This window comes from Halomonas sp. BC1 (assembly GCF_002078135.1).
Lineage (GTDB): Bacteria > Pseudomonadota > Gammaproteobacteria > Pseudomonadales > Halomonadaceae > Vreelandella > Vreelandella stevensii.
Map to the genome: position 1 here is coordinate 88,718 of NZ_LFGS01000006.1, position 14,593 is coordinate 103,310.

The 14,593-nt window shown below is 58.7% G+C and carries 13 protein-coding genes and 1 pseudogene; 4 read left to right on the top strand and 10 right to left on the bottom strand.

What is annotated here, in order from left to right; all coding sequences use genetic code 11:
- The first annotated feature begins 131 nt into the window (after positions 1–131).
- Positions 132–1,226, top strand: coding sequence for a bifunctional nicotinamide-nucleotide adenylyltransferase/Nudix hydroxylase (locus tag B7L72_RS06035; protein WP_016913807.1), 1,095 nt, complete (start codon positions 132–134; stop codon positions 1,224–1,226).
- Here B7L72_RS06035 and B7L72_RS06040 read toward each other — a convergent pair.
- The 6 genes from B7L72_RS06040 to B7L72_RS06065 form a co-directional block, all read right to left on the bottom strand.
- Complete coding sequence (locus tag B7L72_RS06040) at positions 1,223–2,140, bottom strand: LysR substrate-binding domain-containing protein (protein ID WP_016913806.1); 918 nt, start codon at positions 2,138–2,140, stop codon at positions 1,223–1,225. The two genes, B7L72_RS06035 and B7L72_RS06040, sit on opposite strands and share 4 nt — an antisense overlap.
- 49 nt (positions 2,141–2,189) lie before the next feature.
- Positions 2,190–3,608 (bottom strand): cardiolipin synthase, encoded by a 1,419-nt coding sequence (gene cls, locus B7L72_RS06045; RefSeq protein WP_081193222.1) that lies wholly within the window; start codon positions 3,606–3,608, stop codon positions 2,190–2,192.
- Between the two features lie 121 nt (positions 3,609–3,729).
- Positions 3,730–5,235: a fumarate hydratase gene (locus tag B7L72_RS06050; protein WP_081193224.1), complete on the bottom strand. Its 1,506-nt coding sequence runs from the start codon at positions 5,233–5,235 to the stop codon at positions 3,730–3,732.
- Between the two features lie 229 nt (positions 5,236–5,464).
- Positions 5,465–7,489, bottom strand: a complete 2,025-nt coding sequence (gene uvrB / locus B7L72_RS06055) for an excinuclease ABC subunit UvrB (protein ID WP_081193226.1) — start codon at positions 7,487–7,489, stop codon at positions 5,465–5,467.
- A 17-nt stretch (positions 7,490–7,506) separates the two neighbouring features.
- Positions 7,507–7,914, bottom strand: coding sequence for an OsmC family protein (locus B7L72_RS06060; RefSeq protein ID WP_081193228.1), 408 nt, complete (start codon positions 7,912–7,914; stop codon positions 7,507–7,509).
- Entirely contained in the window at positions 7,915–8,112 is a 198-nt protein-coding gene (locus tag B7L72_RS06065; RefSeq protein WP_016913800.1) for a hypothetical protein, read from the bottom strand. It lies immediately after the preceding gene.
- A 217-nt stretch (positions 8,113–8,329) separates the two neighbouring features.
- Here B7L72_RS06065 and ygfZ point away from each other — a divergent pair, with 217 nt between their 5' ends.
- Entirely contained in the window at positions 8,330–9,037 is a 708-nt protein-coding gene (gene ygfZ / locus B7L72_RS06070; protein ID WP_446718553.1) for a CAF17-like 4Fe-4S cluster assembly/insertion protein YgfZ, read from the top strand.
- Positions 9,034–9,279, top strand: a complete 246-nt coding sequence (locus tag B7L72_RS19090; RefSeq protein WP_446718554.1) for a hypothetical protein — start codon at positions 9,034–9,036, stop codon at positions 9,277–9,279. The genes ygfZ and B7L72_RS19090 overlap by 4 nt, the downstream gene beginning before the upstream one ends.
- A gap of 17 nt (positions 9,280–9,296) precedes the next feature.
- Here the strand turns inward: B7L72_RS19090 and B7L72_RS06075 are convergent, their stop codons facing one another.
- The 4 genes from B7L72_RS06075 to B7L72_RS06090 form a co-directional block, all read right to left on the bottom strand.
- Positions 9,297–10,070 carry a TatD family hydrolase gene (locus B7L72_RS06075; RefSeq protein WP_081135563.1) on the bottom strand — a complete coding sequence of 258 codons (774 nt, stop codon included), beginning with the start codon at positions 10,068–10,070 and terminating at the stop codon, positions 9,297–9,299.
- A 46-nt stretch (positions 10,071–10,116) separates the two neighbouring features.
- A complete protein-coding gene (locus tag B7L72_RS06080) occupies positions 10,117–11,706 on the bottom strand; it encodes a peptide chain release factor 3 (RefSeq protein ID WP_081135561.1) in 1,590 nt (529 codons plus the stop codon).
- 151 nt (positions 11,707–11,857) lie between these two features.
- Complete coding sequence (locus tag B7L72_RS06085; RefSeq protein WP_039178020.1) at positions 11,858–12,067, bottom strand: putative motility protein; 210 nt, start codon at positions 12,065–12,067, stop codon at positions 11,858–11,860.
- Positions 12,068–12,154: 87 nt separating this feature from the next.
- Entirely contained in the window at positions 12,155–13,396 is a 1,242-nt protein-coding gene (locus tag B7L72_RS06090) for an NAD(P)/FAD-dependent oxidoreductase (protein ID WP_081193230.1), read from the bottom strand.
- A gap of 348 nt (positions 13,397–13,744) precedes the next feature.
- Here B7L72_RS06090 and B7L72_RS06095 point away from each other — a divergent pair.
- Positions 13,745–14,593: pseudogene (locus B7L72_RS06095) on the top strand (ammonium transporter); the annotation flags it as partial.

Consider the following 14,593-nt stretch of genomic DNA (forward strand, 5'->3'; position numbering starts at 1 on the left):
CTATTGCTATCAGTAGGTAAGCATACCGAATGAAACCGTTGAGCGCAGGGTTTGGTGCATTGCACAGCGTTAGCGCTCTGACCATAATGGCCTCGCCTGACGACCAACTGATCAGCGAACAAGGACACCCCATGACATTGGATGCGGCCCCCACGACATCGACCCACGAATTCGACTGCCTGGTATTCATCGGTCGTTTTCAGCCGCCGCACCTGGGCCATTTGGCCATCATCCGCGAAGCCCTCAAGCAGGCACGTCAGGTCATCGTCATGGTCGGCTCTTCGTGGCAAGCGCGCTCCTTGCGTAACCCTTGGCACTTCAATGAGCGTCAGGCCATGATCCGCTCGGCGTTCGACGAGGCCGAGAACCGCCGCCTGGAAATCACCCCACTGCTGGACGCTCTTTATAATGACGATGTCTGGGTACGGGATGTACAGCGCAAGGTGCGTGACCTGGCCACTCCAGCCAACGCGCGCCTGCCACGTATCGGCCTGATCGGAGCCAGTCGAGGCCAATCCAGCTACTATCTTTCGCTGTTTCCTCAGTGGGAGTCGGTCAGCGTTCCGCTGGTGGAGGGAATTTCAGCAAGTCAGATTCGTGAGCGTCTATTTCGCTCACCGGACGCCACCGGCGACTATCTAAGCACCGGAGCGTTTCACGACCTCCCCCCCGGAGTGGTCAAAAGCGTGGGGCAGTTCTGCAAGGGCGACGCCTATCATCAACTGCTGGAGGAGCAGCACTTGTTGGACCAGTATCGCCAGGCATGGGCCAAGGCTCCCTACCCGCCCATTTTCGTCACGGTGAATGCCGTGGTGGTGCAATCCGGCCATGTGTTGTTGGTCAAGCGTACCGCCGCCCCGGGCAAGGGGCTGTTTGCCCTGCCCGGCGGCTTCATCAATCCCCACGAACGCCTGCTGGATGCCTGCCTGCGCGAGCTGCGCGAACGCCTGCGGCTCAAGGTGCCGGAGCCGGTGCTGAAAGGATCGCTACGCGGCCAGCGTCTGTTCGATGAGCCCCATCGCAGCTGGCGCGGGCGCACGCTGGCCGAAGCCTTCTACTTTGCGCTGACTCCCGACCAACAGCTACCTCGCTTGAAGCCGGTCAAAGGCGGCGAGCATGCCCGATGGGTGGCGCTGGCCGACCTGGAGCCAGAGAGCCTATTTGAAGATCACTTCTTTATCATTCAAAATTTCCTGGGGCTGCCAGCCAATCTGGGTGGCGCTTAGCCCTGCAGAAAATCGCGCGGCAGCTTCATCATCTGCCGCCAGAGGCGCTCTACACCGGGCTTGTGCACCAGCGAGCAACGATACAAACGGATTTCCAGAGGAATATCCCACCCCTCATCTCCTGCCCGAACCAGCCGACCGCTCTTCAACTCTTCACGAATGCAGAAGTCGGGAATCCAGGCCACGCCGACCCCTTGCAACACCATGCCCTTCAGGCCCTCGGCCATGGCGGTTTCGTACACGGTGCGTAGCTTCATGCGTAGCGGATCGTTCTTCAGCAGCATGCGCACACTGCGACCGAGGAAAGCACCCTGCGTATAGGCCAGGTAGGGAATCGACTGATCACGCTGCAGCGAGAACAGCGGCTTGCCCTGCTCATCCGGGAGTGACACCGGCAACATCTTGACCTTGCCAATCGAAAACGAGGGGAACACTTCGGCGTCCAGCTGCATGGTGGCAAACGGGTCATAGTAAGCCAACATGAGGTCACAGTTGCCCTCCCGCAGAACGTGAATCGCCTCTCCCACGTTCATGGCCACCAAGCGCGTCGGCAGTTCGCCCAGCCCCTTCTGCAGCCGAGATATCCAGGGCGGATAAAAGCTCAGTGCCAGGGAGTGGGCAGCCACGATATCCAGCGCTTCATTGGCAATGGAGAGGCCACGCAAATGGCTGAGTGATTCATTGAGTTGCTCCACCAGGTTGCGCGCAGTGACCAAAAAAAGCTGCCCTTCCGAGGTGAGCCCGACAGGTGTCGTCGAACGGTCCACCAGGGTGACTCCCACCGCTTGTTCCAGCGCCCTGATACGACGACTAAAGGCAGGCTGGGTCACATGACGCTGTCTGGCAGATGCAGAGAAACTGCGCGTATTGGCCAGTGCCACAAAATCCTCTAACCATTTTGTTTCAAGATTCACCCAACACTCCCTTTGTTTATTGGCTTTGTGATTGCGGCTGGCCCAGTCGCTACTGAACGGGTGACATCAGGTACGCAGCGCGGGATACGACTTTTTTCCACATCGGGCGCTGGCTGACTTCATCGAGGGTGACGCGCCGACACTGAGCAAAATCGGCTTCCAGCATCTCGGCCACTTGCTGAGTAAAATCTGCACTGGGTATGAAGGCGGTAATCTCGAAGTTCAACCTGAACGAGCGATTGTCAAGATTGACCGTACCGACGGCAGATGAGCTGTTGTCGATAAGCATGACTTTTTGGTGTAGAAAGCCAGGCTGATAACGGTATATTTTAACACCTGCCTTGAGCATCTCTGGCAAGAACGAGAATGCCGACAGGAAGACCAGCAAGTGATCCGGCCGCTCCGGGATCATCACACGCACATCTACACCGCGCATGGCCGCCAGTCTCAATGAATCCTGAACGCTCTGGTCCGGCACGAAATACGGGCTGGTGACCCAGAAACGTTCGTTGGCACTGTGAATCAGCTGCTGCACCAGCAGTCCTGCCGTGTCCTGCTTGTCCGCAGGCCCCGACGGCACGATAACCACTTGTTGGTCATGCCCCGCGGCGGGTGCCGCGTGCCAGTTCAGCGTAATCACTTCCCCTGTGGCCCAGTGCCAATCTTCCCAGAACGCCTCCTGGAGGCCGAGTACGCTAGGACCGTGCAGTAACAGATGAGTATCACGCCAAGGGCCATGCTTCTTGCTCTGCCCCAGATACTCTGTGCCGACATTGAAGCCGCCTACCCACCCCTGCTCCCCATCCACCACGGCAATCTTGCGGTGGTTGCGGAAGTTGAGCTGGAAGCGGTGTTTGATGCCACGCGACGATCGAAACGGGGTCACTTCGACACCTGCCTGCTTCAGCTCTTTGAAATAACCGTCTCGCAGTTTGCGGCTGCCAATTTCATCGTAGAGAAAATAGACACGCACACCACGTTTTGCCGCGCTCACGAGATGCTGCTGCAGCTCACGTCCCAGTGCGTCATCCCTCACGATGAAGAATTGCAGCAACAGATAGTGCCGAGCCTGGGCGATGCCTTCGAACAAGCTGTCGAACGTTGCTTGCCCATCGATCAGCAGCTGTGGGTGATTACCTCGGGTCAGCGGCATCATCGCCAGCTGCTCCACGGCCTTGATATCGGTATTGGTGGACTCGACCACGTGAGGCTTGATGTTGTGGCGATAGCGCACCAAGACTCTGCGCAGCACCGTATCTCTTGCACCGCGTGCGGTCACATAGCCATAGAAGCGGGGGCGTCCAAAAAACCAGTAGGCGGGTAAAGCGATATAGGGAAAGGTCAGCAGTGAAATGATCCACGCGACGGCACCCTGGGGTGTCCGACTGGACATCAACGCCATTACTGCCGAGACCATCCCCAGAACGTGGATCATCATGAACGCCGTGCCTAGCAGCCATGAGGCCATTAACGCTTCCTCGTCATCATCAGGACATCTTGCTGTTTTTCTATAGCGACCATGCGGAGAAGCCCCGCCTGGGACGGGGCTTCCGATCACTCATCTGGTCACACAGGTTGCCAATCGTCCATCAGGCCTTTTGGGCAATGATTTCTTTCCACTTGGCAGGCCCCGTCTGATGCACCGACGTGCCCTGGCTATCGACGGCGACCGTGACCGGCATGTCTTCCACCTCGAACTCATAGATGGCTTCCATTCCAAGGTCCTCGAAGCCTACTACACGAGACTTCTTGATGGCCTGGGCCACCAGATAGGCAGAGCCCCCGACCGCCATCAGATAGACGGCCTGGTTGTCGCGAATCGTGTCGATGGCCGCCTGGCCACGCTCGGCCTTGCCCACCATCCCCAGCAGCCCGGTCTCTTCCAGCATGGTACGGGTGAACTTGTCCATACGAGTGGCGGTCGTTGGCCCAGCTGGCCCAACGACTTCATCACCTACCGGATCTACTGGCCCAACGTAGTAGATGAAGCGACCTTTCATGTCTACCGGCAGCGGCTCACCTTTGGAGATCATGTCGACCATACGCTTGTGCGCCGCATCACGGCCGGTCAGCAGTTTTCCGTTGAGCAGCAGCGTGTCGCCTGGCTGCCAGGTGCTGACCTCTTCAGGAGTGACCGTATCGAGATTCACGCGCTTGACGTTATCACCCGCTTCACGAGTGATTTCCGGCCAATCTTCCAGCTTGGGAGCTGGCAACGAGACGGCACCGGAACCATCCAGAGTGAAGTGCGCATGACGCGTCGCCGCACAGTTGGGAATGATGGCCACCGGCTTGTTGGCCGCATGGGTGGGATAATCCTTGACCTTGATATCCAGCACCGTGGTCAAGCCGCCCAGGCCCTGGGCACCGATACCACTCTTGTTGATCTTGTCGAACAGCTCCAGACGCAGCTCTTCTGCCCGGTTGCTGGGGCCACGTGCCTGAAGGTCCTGGATGTCGATCGGATCGAGGAGCGCTTCCTTGGCGATTTCCATGGCCTTTTCGGCGGTTCCACCAATCCCGATACCGAGCATGCCGGGCGGGCACCAGCCAGCACCCATCTTGGGCAACTGTTCCATGACCCAATCCACCACGCTGTCGGAAGGGTTGAGCATGGCAAACTTCGATTTTGCCTCGCTACCGCCGCCCTTCGCTGCCACGTGAATCTCGACCTTGTCGCCAGGCACGATCTTGTGATGGATGATGGCGGGCGTATTGTCCTTGGTGTTTTGGCGCTTGCCATCCGGGTCCGCCAGGACCGATGCACGCAGAACGTTATCGGGCAACTGGTAGGCCCGGCGTACGCCTTCGTTGATCATGTCATCCAGGCTGAGATCCGCGTCCCAGGTCACGTTCATGCCGACATGCACGAATACCGTCACGATGCCGGTATCCTGGCAGATGGGACGATGGCCCGTGGCGCACATCCGTGAGTTGATCAGGATCTGAGCAATGGCATCCTTGGCCGCCGGATTCTCTTCGCGCTCATAAGCGGCTGCCATGGCATCGATGAAATCCTTGGGATGATAGTAAGAGATGTACTGCAGAGCATCGGCAACGCTTTGAATCACGTCGTCCTGGCGAATCACGGTCATGGATGAACAGCTCCTCGGTTATCGTGCTGAGCGCGACCTTCTCGGTCGTCTAAGTGTGCGGGAAGTATACCGTATTGAAACAGCCACGGCAGCCAATACAGGCCCACGCTACTGATCTGAGCGTAAGGCTTTGGTCTGACGAATCATCAACAGACAAGATAACGGTATAACTAAGCTGCTTCTCGATACGATCCGCGGCACGCCGGATTTCAGGGCCTTCAGGCATCGCCTATCCCAGCGCCAGCTGCTGTTCTTTCATGCGGTGCACCTGATCACGCAATCTCGCCGCCTCTTCGAACTCCAGGTTCTGGGCGGCCTCGAACATGGCGTCTTCCAGCTTGCTGATGGCCGCCAGCAGGTCTTGCCGACTCATGGACGCCACGTCATAGCTACCCTCAGGCTCGGCCACCTTGCGCTCGTTGCCACGTCGGCGGGAGCTCTTCTTGCCGGGCGTTTGGGCGGCTTCGAGAATGTCGGCCACCGAACGCGTCACGGTGGTCGGCGTGATGCCATGCTCTTCGTTATGGGCCATCTGCTTGGCGCGGCGGCGCTCGGTTTCGTCGATGGCCTTGCGCATCGAGTCGGTAATCCGGTCACCGTAGAGAATCGCTTTACCATTGGCGTTACGCGCCGCGCGGCCAATGGTCTGAATCAACGAACGCTCGGCACGCAGGAAGCCCTCCTTGTCCGCGTCCAGAATGGCGACCAGCGACACTTCTGGAATATCCAGCCCTTCGCGCAACAGGTTGATCCCCACCAGCACATCGAACTTGCCCAGCCGTAGATCGCGGATGATTTCCACCCGCTCGACAGTGTCGATATCGGAGTGCAGGTAGCGCACCCGAATATCGTGTTCGTCGAGATAGTCGGTCAAATCCTCGGCCATACGCTTGGTCAGCGTGGTCACCAGCACGCGCTCGCCCACTGCGGTGCGCAAGCCGATTTCGGACAGCAGATCGTCGACCTGGGTGCTGGCAGGGCGCACTTCGATTTGCGGATCAAGCAGCCCCGTGGGGCGCACCACCTGTTCGACCACCTGACCGGCATGCTCTGCTTCATAAGGCCCCGGGGTGGCCGATACGAAGATGGTCTGTGGCGAAATCGACTCCCACTCTTCGAACTTCATCGGCCGGTTGTCCAGCGCGGAAGGCAGGCGGAAGCCGTACTCCACCAGCGTTTCCTTGCGGGAGCGGTCACCTTTGTACATGCCACCCACCTGGGGCACGCTGACGTGGGACTCATCGATGAAGAGCAGCGCATCGTCGGGCAGGTAATCGAAAAATGTCGGCGGCGGCTCGCCAGGAGCACGGCCAGACAAGTAGCGCGAGTAGTTTTCGATGCCGTTGCAGTAACCCAGCTCCAGCATCATTTCGATGTCATAGAGAGTGCGCTGTTCCAGGCGCTGGGCTTCCACCAGCCGCTCATGCTTTCTCAGCCATTCGAGCCGCTCTTTCAGCTCCCCCTTGATGGCATCGATGGCCTCCAGGATGGTTTCCCTAGGGGTGACATAGTGCGACTTCGGGTAGATCGTCATGCGCGGTACCTGGCCACGTATATCCCCCGTCAGCGGGTCAAACAGGCGAATGGAGTCGATCTCATCGTCGAAGAGCTCGACACGCACAGCCTCTTCATCGGCGTCGGCCGGAAAGATATCGATTACATCACCACGCACACGGTAGGTGCCGCGACGAAAGTCCATGTCGTTGCGCGTGTACTGCAGCTCCGCCAATCGGCGCAGGAAGGCACGCTGATCGATCAGCTCGCCGCGGGTAAAGTGTAGGCGCATTTTCAGATACTGGTCCGGGTCACCCAGACCATAGATCGCCGATACCGACACAACGATCAAGGCATCACGCCTTTCCAGCAGCGCCTTGGTAGCGGACAGCCGCATCTGCTCGATGTGATCATTGATCGAGGCATCTTTTTCAATGAACGTGTCCGAGGAAGGTACGTACGCTTCCGGCTGATAGTAGTCGTAGTAGGAGACGAAATATTCGACGGCGTTGTCGGGAAAGAACGCCTTGAATTCGCCGTACAGTTGGGCCGCCAGCGTCTTGTTGGGCGCCATGACGATGGTCGGCCGCTGTAGTTGCTGCACCACGTTGGCCATGGTGAAGGTCTTGCCGGAGCCGGTCACGCCCAGCAACGTCTGGTGGGCCAGGCCCGACTCCAGGCCGCTTACCAGGCTGCGGATCGCGGTGGGCTGGTCGCCCGCAGGCTTGAATTTTGACTGCAGACGAAATTCCTTGCTCATCATGGCTCCTGGGGTGGTCACTCGGTGCAAGTGGTGATCTCGATGGTGGCCTGGGTCATCAACCGCTGAATGGGGCATTTGTGGCTGATCTCTTCCAGCTTGGCTTTCTGCTCAGGGTCGCTGATACCGTGCAGTTCGAGCTGAACGGCCAGCCGGTAAACGCCCTTCTTTTCATCCTGGTCGTCTCGCTGCACCGTGACCGTAATGCCTTCCAACGGCCACTGCTTGCGCTTGGCATACATTTGTACGGTAATGGCCTTGCAGGTTCCCAAAGCAATGTCGAAATAGTCGTGAGGGTCCGGCGCACTTTCATCGCCACCCACCACTGCGGGCACGTCTGCGTAGAGGTCTTCCAGGCCATTGACCTCGATACGCTGGCGAAACGCTCGGTTGCGCTCACTGATCACCACGATAGGCGGATGCATTCACGACACCTTGATGGGTAGTTTGAGCTGTTCGACCGCCTTGATCAGCGCGTCGCGCTTGGCGCGTCCTTCCACTTCGGCGCCATGACGCCCTACTTCGGCGCTGTCCACCCCATCCAGCATCATCAATGCCGTGGTGATCTTGTTCACCTGATCAGCGTTGGAAACCCCTTGAAAACTGAGTGATTGCACTGCCATGCGCTGCCCTTTTATGTGTTAATGAGTCTTGTTAAGTATATGCTAGCGGGATCAATCGGCGATACGACGCAAAAATTCTTGTGCAAGACCGATACGTGGAGTTGAAGTTTAGCACGCGCAAGTGCGCTTGCAATTGCAGCCCACTGCCCGCACCTAGCGTAACCTATTGCCGCGCCTTTCACTTCATGTCGCGCAGCTTTCATCTTCAGGAGAGACCATGGCCACCGCCGAGACTCACCCCTTCACCGGTACCGTTTATTTGACGCACCTGGCAGCGCTGGACGTCACGGGCCCTGATGCCGAAAAATTTCTCCAGGGTCAAACCAGCGCCCAGGTTGGCCTCGCCAATGGACACTTCGCCCCTCTGACGTGCTTTTGCACCCCCAAAGGGCGCATGTTGGCCAATGCCCAGCTGCTGCGCCTGGCGCCACAGCACTATCGGCTGGTTCTCGACGCCTCGCTGGCCGAGCCTCTGGCCAACCATTTGAAAAAGTTTGCCGCTTTCTACAAGGCCGAGCTGACGATTGCCACATCCGTAACGTTCGTGGGCAGCAGCGCCCCGGACACCTCGCTACTCGAGCAGGCAGGCGTGACGTTGCCCGATCAGGCCTATACGCATCATACCAGCCCCTTGGGCACCGCCCTGCGTATGCCGGGCACTCCTCGCTGGCTGCTGATGCTGGAAGAGACACCCCCAGAGAAGGCTTCGCAAGAGACGCTACAGCAAGCCTGGCAGTTGGCAGACATCCGTAGCGGCCTCGCCTGGTTGACGGCGGCACAGCAGGATCACTTCCTGCCACAAATGCTCAACTGGGAAGCGCTGGGCGGCATCAGCTTCAAAAAGGGCTGCTATACCGGGCAAGAAGTCGTCGCTCGGGCGCACTTTCGCGGCCAGGTCAAAAACGCCTGGTGCCTGCGCACGTGAGCGCCAGCGCATTACCCCAGATAGGTGACAGCCTGGTAGATAAGGAAGGGAAAGCCCTGGGTGAAGTCGTCAACAGCGCGTTCAGTGACGAACAGCAGGTAGAACTGCTGGCGGTCATGAATACCAAAGTGGCGGAGGAGCAGATCTCCGTCTACTGGCAAGCGCAGCCAGTGACCTTGCACGCGCTACCTTACCCCATTGAGCGCCTGGACCCTGAGGCGCTAGCGGCTCAATTGAGCTAGCGCCAGCGAGACGGCACTCACAGGCCAAAAATACGTGCAGCGTTGGCACTGCTCAGCGCTGCGACGTGTTCCAGCGATTGCTGACGCAGCTTAGCCACCTGCTCAGCGACGTGCTTCACGCGCGAAGGTTCATTGCGCTGCCCCTGGAAGCCACTCAGCGGCATATCGGGGCTATCGGTTTCCAGCACGAAGCCATCATCCGGCAATTTGGCCACCACGCGATGCAGGCGCTGAGCACGAGCGTAGGTGACGGCGCCTCCCAGCCCCAGTACAAACCCCGCATCCAGAAACCTTGCGGCCTGCTGGTAGGAACCGGCAAAGGCATGGATCATGCCGGGCCTCGCCAGTGCCCATTGATGAAGCCGCTTGGCCACGTCATCGTTGGCCTTCACACAGTGCACGACAGGGGGAAGCTGGCAACGGCTCGCGATACCGAGCTGGGCATCGAAATACTCCCACTGCTGCGAGAGACTCTCGCTGAAGCGACCATCGATACCACACTCGCCAATCGCCACCAGAGCGGTTTCCGGGCGGGTCAACTGCTGCTTGACCAGCGCCTCCAACGCCGCCAGGTCATCGGCGTGATGCCGAGCAATGAAATAGGGGTGAAGCCCGAGGCAGATGCTGACCCCGTCACTCTCGCCCAGCGCCAGCACATTCTGCCAGCGCTGGCGCACCGTGGCAGCCACGATGAAACCGGTGACGCCCACGGCCCTGGCCGCGGCGATGACGGCCTTTCGGTCTTCATCGAACTCCGTGGCATCCAGGTGGCAGTGGGCGTCAATGAGCATGGCAAGCGCTCTCGTTTGGGTAGGCCTCTTGAGGCGAGTCTTGAGATTAGTGCTCTCGGGTCGGCTGGAAACGGATATCCGGCCAGCGCTCCTGGGTCATTTGCAGATTGACCCGGGTCGGGGCAATATAGGTCAGGTAGCCACCGCCATCGATCGCCAGGTTAGCACTTGCCTTGCGCTTGAACTCTTCCAGCATTTTCGCATCGTCACAATAGACCCAGCGAGCCGTCTGCACGTTGACACCTTCGTAGAGACAATCGACCTTGTACTCTTCCTTCAAGCGGTGTGCGACGACGTCGAACTGCAGCGTACCTACTGCGCCAAGAATCAGGTCATTGTTATCCAGCGGCATGAAGACCTGAGTAGCCCCTTCCTCCGATAGCTGCTGCAGGCCTTTCTGAAGTGCTTTCATCTTCAGCGGGTCTTTCAGGCGCACGCGCTTGAACAGCTCCGGCGCGAAGTGCGGGATGCCCATGAAGCGCATGTCTTCACCCACGGTAAAGGTGTCACCAATCTGAATGGTGCCGTGGTTGTGCAAGCCGATGATATCGCCGGGCCAGGCCTCCTCCACGTGGGAGCGGTCCGAGGCCATGAAGGTCAGCGCATCGGCAATCTTGACGTCCTTGCCAATGCGCACATGGCGCATCTTCATGTTCTTTTCGTACTTGCCGGAACACACCCGCAGAAAGGCAATGCGGTCACGGTGGTTCGGGTCCATGTTGGCCTGGATCTTGAAAACGAAACCGGTAAAGCGATCGTCCTGGGCCGTGACTTCTCGAGTATCGGTCTCGCGGGGCTGCGGCGATGGCGCGTACTCGACGAAGCCGTCGAGCATTTCACGCACACCGAAGTTACCCATGGCGGTACCAAAATAGACAGGAGTCAGCTCGCCACGACGATAGGCTTCCAGGTCGAACTCATGGGAGGCGCCGCGCACCAGATCGACTTCCATGCGCAGCTCTTCGGCCTGCTCTTCGCCCAGAATGGCATCCACCTCCGGGTTGTCCAACCCTTCGATACGCTTGTCGTCAGGGATACGGCTGCCCTGCCCCTGGGTATAGAGGTGAATCACGTCGTTGTAGAGATGATAGACCCCCTTGAAGTGCCGCCCCATGCCAATGGGCCAGGTCATCGGGGCGCACTGGATGTTGAGCACCGTCTCCACTTCGTCCATGACTTCAATGGGGTCACGAATATCGCGGTCCATCTTGTTCACGAAGGTGAGGATGGGCGTGGTACGCAGTCGACACACCTCCATCAATTTGATGGTGCGATCTTCGACACCCTTGGCCCCATCGATGACCATCAGTGCAGAGTCGACGGCGGTCAGGGTGCGGTACGTGTCTTCCGAGAAGTCCTCGTGTCCTGGAGTGTCCAGCAGGTTGACGATTCGTCCGCCGTAGGGGAACTGCATGACCGACGTGGTCACCGAGATGCCCCGCTCCTGCTCCATCTTCATCCAGTCGGACGTCGCATGGCGATCATTGCGCTTGCTTTTCACCGAACCGGCCATCTGAATGGCGTTTCCGAACAGCAGCATTTTTTCGGTGATAGTCGTTTTACCGGCGTCAGGGTGGGAAATAATGGCAAAGGTGCGGCGTAGCTCTGCTTCGCGCGCTAATTGAGCGTCAGACATGGAGTTCTCTAAATAGGGGGACTGCGTAATAACCAAAAAAAGCGCCAGACCAGTGGCGGGGTGCGCCTATGGTAACGCAACTCCCTGCCTGCGGCATACCAAAGCAAAAACGCCGACAAGGTCGGCGTTTGGGGATCAAAAAGCGAGAGCTTCAGGCAAAGGTGTTGATCTGCGTACCGACGCTACCTTCCTGAGCAAGCTCAGGCTGCGCTGCCGCATCGGCCGAAGCCAATACTTCCGTGACCTGATCGGCTTGCTGCTCCAGCGCATCTCTGAACATTTGCATCTGCGCCTGTTCCACAGTTTGCGCCTGGTTCATGTAAAGCGCAGTGCTGACCGTATTACTGACTGCGACATCCATTGTGGAACCTCCATCTAGCGGAATTTCATCTACAGCCTAGCAAACATCCCTTCCGGGTGCCAAACAAACCGGAACGCCACTTGGCATCTAGAAGCGGTCCGCGCGGAACGGCGCCATATCGATGGCCGGGGGTTTATTCTCCATCATGTCAGCCAGCAGTTGGCCGGTAGCAGGCCCCAGCGTAAAGCCCTGGTGACCATGCCCGAACGCCAGCCACAAGCCTGGATGGCGTGGCGCCGGGCCAATCACCGGTTTCATGTCCGGCAGACAAGGACGCGCGCCCTTCCAGGCACGCTCGTCCTTGCGATCGGCCAGCGGAAAAATGGTCCGCGCCACGCTCTCTGCCGCCCCTAGCTGCTCTTCATCGGCCGGCGATTCCAGGCGATCCAGCTCCGCCCCCGTGGTCAGCCGCACGCCAGCGTTCATGGGCGCCAGCAGGTAGCCGACTTCTGCATCCATCAGCCAATAATGCAGCCTGGTGTCCGGTTGCGTGGCGTAGTGCATATGGTAGCCACGCTTGACGAACGTCGGGAAGTGGTAGCCCAGCGACTTCATCCACTCTCCCGCCCAAGGGCCCAGTGCCATCACCACATCATCTGCCGTGAAGGTATCGGTGGCGGTGCTCACCTGCCACTGCGCCCCCTGCTGACTGACGCCGGTGATCTCCGCTTGTACCAGCTGGCCACCCAAAGCAACGAACGACTCGGCGTAGGCCGCTACCAGACCACCGGGATCAGCAACGGTCCAGGGGTCTAGCCAATGAATGGCCCCGATGATCTGCTCTCCCAGCTGGGGCTCTTTTTCGGCAACCCCCTGGCGGTCGAGCACCGCAAACTGCACACCATAGAGATCGCGGGCTTCCTCTGCTTCCTTGACACGCTTGGCCAGCTTCTCGGGGGTTCGATAGATCTCCAGCCAGCCCTCGCGACGTACCAACGCATCGGCACCTGCCGCTTCGATCATCGGCGCGTGGGCGTCGAGACACAGCTGGATCAGCGAGGCGTACTCCGGGACGATCTTCTTGTAGAGCCGCGACGACGAGTGGTGCCAATAACTGAGCAGCGGAGAGGCCGCCTTGATCATGCCGGTGGGCCGGTAGCGAATATCGACACGACGGTTAGGCAGCACGCTCAAAATGGTTTTCATATCGCGAGGAAACGGATACGGCCGTACCGCCTCACGCTGGATAATGCCCGCGTTACCGAACGAGGTTTCACGACCAGGCTGGCGGCGATCGATCAAGGTGACCTGAAAACCGCGCTTTTGCAGTTGCCAGGCGATACTGACGCCGACCATCCCTGCCCCTAAAACCACTGTTTGACGCGCCATTTTGATGCACTCCTTTCCGAAAGATGATGGTGCTACCAGCACTCTCCCCGGCAGCACTTCAGTGAATTGAAAAATATCACCATTCAAAGAGCAATTGCACAGTCATAAATACCGTTTTTTACCTATATTTCAGTTTTTAATCACGTAAAAAACCAAAATAAGGAGGAGTTCACTAGCCACGGCATGACATTTGCTTGATTCACATTAGCAGTGCTGAAAGCGTTCGTCACGGCGACAGGGATTCCTGCTCTCGTCACCCGACAGTGACGCATTTACCCACCCCCGAAGCACCAATGCAGTGCAAACCCTGCACCAGGCAGCGACAAAAGCATCAACAAGGACCCGCACATGGCAATGATTCTGGAGATGAGGCTTCTCGATACCTTATGGGTGCTGTGGGCCGCCGCCATGGTGTTCGTCATGCAAGCGGGATTCCTGTGCCTGGAGGCAGGCACTACCCGCACCAAGAATGCCATTAACGTCGCCATGAAAAACCTGGCCGACTTTGCGGTTTCGGTGACGGTTTTCTGGCTGATTGGCTTTGGCATGATGTTCGGTGTTTCCCAAGGGGGTTGGTTAGGGCTGTCGTTATTCGGCTGGGAGATGGAGACCAGCAACTCCTGGCTGATGACCGTGTTCATCTTTCAAGCCATGTTCTGCGCCACCGCAGCCACTATCGTGGCGGGCGCAGTGGCTGAACGCATGCCTTTCCTGGGCTACCTATGGACAGCCTTCTGGATAGCACTATTGATCTACCCAGTGTTTGGCCACTGGGCGTGGGGGGGCTTACTCGGTGGCACGCCCGGCTGGCTGGCCGCTCGTGGGTTCGTCGACTTTGCCGGAGCCACGGTAGTGCATAGCGTGGGCGGCTGGGTGGCCCTGGCCGCCGTTCTGGTGATTGGCCCCCGCACCGGGCGCTTTCGCGACGGCGTTAACGCCAACCCTTTTCCAGCGGGCAACCTGCCGCTGGCCATGCTGGGCGCACTGTTCATGATTCTGGGCTGGTTTGGCTTCAATGGTGGCAGTACCCTGGCATTGACCAGTGCCATTCCTGGCATTATCGCCAACACCCTGCTGGGCGCGACAGGCGGCATTCTATCGGCCATGTTGATGGGCTGGCGTATTCGTCGTTATGCCGACGTCATGTATGCGATCAACGGTGCCATTGCCGGTTTGGTCGCGGTCACGGCAGGTGCC

Coding starts and splice junctions, on each gene's coding strand:
- B7L72_RS06035 (WP_016913807.1), top strand. CDS start 132: ATGACATTGGATGCGGCCCCCACGACATCGACCCACGAATTCGACTGC.
- cls (WP_081193222.1), bottom strand. CDS start 3,608: ATGGCCTCATGGCTGCTAGGCACGGCGTTCATGATGATCCACGTTCTG.
- B7L72_RS06050 (WP_081193224.1), bottom strand. CDS start 5,235: ATGACCGTGATTCGCCAGGACGACGTGATTCAAAGCGTTGCCGATGCT.
- uvrB (WP_081193226.1), bottom strand. CDS start 7,489: ATGAGCAAGGAATTTCGTCTGCAGTCAAAATTCAAGCCTGCGGGCGAC.
- B7L72_RS06060 (WP_081193228.1), bottom strand. CDS start 7,914: ATGCATCCGCCTATCGTGGTGATCAGTGAGCGCAACCGAGCGTTTCGC.
- B7L72_RS06065 (WP_016913800.1), bottom strand. CDS start 8,112: ATGGCAGTGCAATCACTCAGTTTTCAAGGGGTTTCCAACGCTGATCAG.
- ygfZ (WP_446718553.1), top strand. CDS start 8,330: ATGGCCACCGCCGAGACTCACCCCTTCACCGGTACCGTTTATTTGACG.
- B7L72_RS06075 (WP_081135563.1), bottom strand. CDS start 10,070: ATGCTCATTGACGCCCACTGCCACCTGGATGCCACGGAGTTCGATGAA.
- B7L72_RS06080 (WP_081135561.1), bottom strand. CDS start 11,706: ATGTCTGACGCTCAATTAGCGCGCGAAGCAGAGCTACGCCGCACCTTT.
- B7L72_RS06085 (WP_039178020.1), bottom strand. CDS start 12,067: ATGGATGTCGCAGTCAGTAATACGGTCAGCACTGCGCTTTACATGAAC.
- B7L72_RS06090 (WP_081193230.1), bottom strand. CDS start 13,396: ATGGCGCGTCAAACAGTGGTTTTAGGGGCAGGGATGGTCGGCGTCAGT.